Genomic DNA, 3,923 nt, shown 5'->3' with positions numbered 1-3,923 from the left:
ATTACGGAAAAAGTAACTCGATAACTTTTGCATAACCACTTATCTAGCTTGTTTGTGTCATCAAGATCTGAGTAAAAGCGGTACTCAATGCCATTGGTTAAAATCGCAAACTTTGCTTCCGTGCAATTGAAATAGCGGTAGAGCTGGCTGAATTGTGCATCTGCAAGGTCTGTCGTACGGGGCTTACATTCGATGAGGATTGAAAGCACACCATCATTTTTGATGGCGTAGTCGACCTTCTCGCCTTTCTTCAAGCCAACGTCAGCCGTAAATTCAGGCAGTACCTCGGTTGGATTGAAAACGTCATATCCTAAGCTTTGTATAAATGGCATGACCATCGCATTTTTCGTCGCTTCTTCGTTGACGATGTGGTCAAGCTGCTCTCTGGCACGGCTCGCCAGTGTTGCGATTTTTTGTGCTATCTCCATGTTCCCTGCCTTTTTAGTTGGTTTGCTACACCCTCCCAAATGCCCAACGCCCTAAAAAACGAGCGCAAATTTGGAAGTTATCTGTTTCGTCCATTTCGTAGCTGGGATACAGCGAATTGTCAGATATAACTCTAATTCGGTTTCCAGGTAAATGCTGAAGACGTTTAACGTGTACTTGGCCGTCTAATTGAAAAAGAACTCCATCTAACCATTCTTTACCCAACCTCGCCATTGACCTTAGTCATACTTAGCCCACACCGATTCCACGCTAGCGCCTTCGGCTCAACGTGCTACGCTTCGCGTTACTTTTCTTATTTGGGTGATTCGCTATGCCGATGTTTCGTGTGTTGGCGGCTTCCGCGCTGGTGCTGCTCACGCTGTCTACGCAAGCCCAGGCCCAAACGTCTGCTGACTGGTCGGCTTACAATAAGCTGCAGATTTGGACGCAGCCCAACCAAGCCTCTAGCGCGATTAACCGTTTTCAACCTGCTCGTTTCTCGGTTGGGTCTGTCACTTTGAACGGTGAGTACGTCTCACCCCAGCCATTTGGCGCTATTAGCCGCGTAATGGTCGCCGCACACCATGGCTATATAAGAGGCACGATTTAACATTGTCAGTGCAACAGGATTGTCAGCACACCAGGAGCGCGTAAAATATCGGGCTCTTTTTTGGTTTTTGTAATTGTTATGTTATAACTTATTTATTGGTAGCGAGGACACTCAATGAGTGAGCATATGCATCGCCATAACAAGGAAGGTCCTTGTCATTTTTCGCTGATGTCGTTATCTGCCACGAAGCGGTTGGGTCTAGTGGCACTGCCGCTGCTGGGTTTATGGGGGTTAGTTTTGTGGGCAAGTGGGTGGCCGTTATGAGTGAGCGTTCACTTTCACGCCTGCAACTGCATGACTTGCACCTTGCCCAAGGCGGACGCACGGTACTTGAGCATGTCGATGGTGACATAAAACCCGGTGCTATTACGGCGCTTATCGGCGCTAACGGGGCGGGCAAAAGCACGCTGATCCAGGCGATTATGGGAGAACTGCGGCCTATTAGCGGCAAAGTGATTTGCACCGTTGATAAAGCACGCCGCGCATGGTTACCGCAGCAACTGGCTCTGGACCTTACCTTTCCGATGAGCGTGGAAGAGTTGGTGATGACCGGCAGTTGGCCAAGCCACGGGGCGTTGAAAGGCTACTGTGCGGCGCATTATCGCAAGGGTCGCGACATCATGGCGCGCTTAGGTATTTCTCATTTGGCCCACCGCCCTTTGGGTGAGCTTTCCGGCGGCCAGCGCCAGCGGGCGCTGATTGGCCGTACGTTGATGCAGGAAGCGGAGCTTTTGTTACTGGATGAGCCGTTTGCCAACGTGGATAGCGATACGGTGGATATTTTGATCCGTATTTTGCGCCAAATGGCCGATGAAGGCGTGACCATCATTATTGTGCTGCACGACATGGATCATCTGAGCCACCTAGCCGATGAAGTATTAATGCTAAACGGTGGCCATGGTCGCTGGGTCGCGCCTAGCGCGCTTAACCACCAACATGCATCGGCCAAGGTCGTGCCGTTTGCTTTGGGAGGTCGTCATGCTGGCACTGCTTGATGCGTGGTTTGTTGCGCCTTTCGATTATGGCTTTATGCGGCGTGCGGTCGTGGGTGGTTTGGCACTTTCGCTTGCAGCTCCTCCACTGGGCGTGTTTTTGGTGCTACGGGGCATGAGCCTGATTGGCGATGCAATGGCCCACGCTATTTTGCCTGGGGTGGCGCTGGGCTTTTTACTCGCCGGGTTCTCTCTACCGGTGATGAGCGCTGGCGGCGTTCTTTTCGGCGTGATGGTGGCGTTACTTGCCGGTGCTGTGTCGAAAATGGGCGGCCAGCGCGAAGACGCCGCCATGGCGAGCTTCTTTATTATCTCGCTGGCGGCCGGGGTATTGCTCATTTCGATGGGTGGCAGCAGCGTGGATTTAACCCATGTGCTGTTCGGCTCAATTTTGGCGATTAACTCCACAGCGCTACTGCTCATTGCCTCTATCAGCACACTGATTGTGATTATTTTGGCGATTATTTTCCGCGCGTTGGTCGTGGAGTGTTTAGACCCGCTGTTTTTACGCGGGCAAAGCCGCCGTAGCAGCTGGGTACATAGCGTTTTTTTAGGGCTATTGGTGCTTAATTTAACCGCGGGTTTCCAAACCTTGGGCACGTTAATGGCGGTGGGCTTAATGATGCTGCCTGCCACTGCAGCGCGGTTTTGGAGTAAGCGGCTGGAAGGCTTGATAGGTATTGCCGTGGTATTGGCCATGGTCGCCAGTACCGGCGGGCTATTGATTTCATTTCATCTTGATACCCCATCAGGGCCGAGCATTATTTTGCTGGCTGGGGTGGGTTATCTACTGTCGGCACTGTTCGGCCGCTATCACAGCTTAGCCGCTAAGCTGCGGCGCAAGACAACGCCGCTGGCGCTTGAACAGTCGTCATAACTCTTTGTTATTTTTGAAGGAGCGTTATATGTCGCTTTTCTCTTCATCGCGCTGGTGGGTGGGTGTTTCGGCCATGCTGGCATTGCCTGCAGCAATGGCTAGCGACCGTGTTCAGGTAGTGACCAGCTTCTCTATCTTGGCCGACATGGTCGAAAACGTGGGCGGCGAGCACGTTGACGTAACGTCGCTTGTCGGCCCTGACGGCGATGCGCATGTTTATTCACCAAGCCCAGGCGACGCCCGCGCGTTGGCCAGCGCAGATGTGGTGGTCTTTAACGGACTGCTGTTTGAGGGCTGGATGGAGCGTTTGATTGAGTCTAGCGACTATACGGGTGCATTGGTCACTGCAACCAACGGCATTCAACCCCGCGCCTTTGCCAAACACGATCATGAAGAACACGGCCATGACGATCATGGACACGACGACCATGGCCACGACGATCATGACCACGGACATGACGAGCACGATCACAGTGAACATGACCATGGTGATGACGACCCTCACGCATGGCAGGATCTACAGCAGGCAAAGGTCTACGTTACCAATATTCGCGATGGCTTAATCGAAGCAGACAGTGCCAATGCCGAAAGTTATCAAGCGAATGCTGAGCGCTATTTAGCAGCAATAGACGAGGCTGATCATGAAATTCGTGATTTGCTGAGCGATATTCCCGCTTCCGCCAGCGTGATTACCGGCCATGATTCGTTTGGTTATTTCTCAAATGCTTATGGGGTGAACTTTCTTGCTCCTGTCGGCCTGTCTACCGAAGCTGACCCCAGCGGCGCCAGCATGGCCGCGCTTGTAGATGTCATTGAGCAGGAAAACGTGCAGGCGCTGTTCCACGAGAACATGACCAACCAAGCCATCATCAACCAGCTTGCCGAAGAAACTGGCCTGCCAATTGCTGGCACACTGTATGCCGATGCGCTGGCGAGTGAGGGTGAAGCCGGCACTTACTTAGGCATGATGCGTCATAACGCGAACGTGCTGCACTCAGCATTAGCTGAACCGGGTCAT

At 52.4% G+C, this 3,923-nt stretch carries 5 protein-coding genes and 1 pseudogene; 4 read left to right on the top strand and 2 right to left on the bottom strand.

Features of this window, described 5'->3' with window-relative positions; translation table 11 throughout:
• The coding region (locus INT19_RS16110) for a type I restriction endonuclease (RefSeq protein WP_193061480.1) at positions 1–428 on the bottom strand (428 nt) is incomplete at its 3' end.
• A 25-nt stretch (positions 429–453) separates the two neighbouring features.
• Entirely contained in the window at positions 454–660 is a 207-nt protein-coding gene (locus INT19_RS19895) for a S24 family peptidase (RefSeq protein WP_226912478.1), read from the bottom strand.
• Positions 661–853: 193 nt separating this feature from the next.
• Here INT19_RS19895 and INT19_RS16100 point away from each other — a divergent pair.
• The 4 genes and pseudogenes from INT19_RS16100 to INT19_RS16085 all read left to right on the top strand — a co-directional run.
• Positions 854–1,036: pseudogene (locus INT19_RS16100) on the top strand (hypothetical protein); the annotation flags it as partial.
• A gap of 260 nt (positions 1,037–1,296) precedes the next feature.
• A complete protein-coding gene (locus tag INT19_RS16095; protein ID WP_089039994.1) occupies positions 1,297–2,031 on the top strand; it encodes a metal ABC transporter ATP-binding protein in 735 nt (244 codons plus the stop codon).
• Positions 2,015–2,905: a metal ABC transporter permease gene (locus INT19_RS16090; protein ID WP_193061478.1), complete on the top strand. Its 891-nt coding sequence runs from the start codon at positions 2,015–2,017 to the stop codon at positions 2,903–2,905. Before INT19_RS16095 ends, INT19_RS16090 begins: the two co-directional genes overlap by 17 nt.
• Positions 2,906–2,933: 28 nt before the next feature.
• Positions 2,934–3,923, top strand: a 990-nt coding sequence (locus tag INT19_RS16085; protein ID WP_193061477.1) for a metal ABC transporter solute-binding protein, Zn/Mn family, incomplete at its 3' end; no start/stop codon positions are given.

The sequence above is a fragment of the Halomonas sp. 3A7M genome, from assembly GCF_014897875.1.
Lineage (GTDB): Bacteria > Pseudomonadota > Gammaproteobacteria > Pseudomonadales > Halomonadaceae > Vreelandella.
Note: the sequence above shows the minus strand (reverse complement) of the source record. Positions and strands in the feature narration are given on the sequence as shown.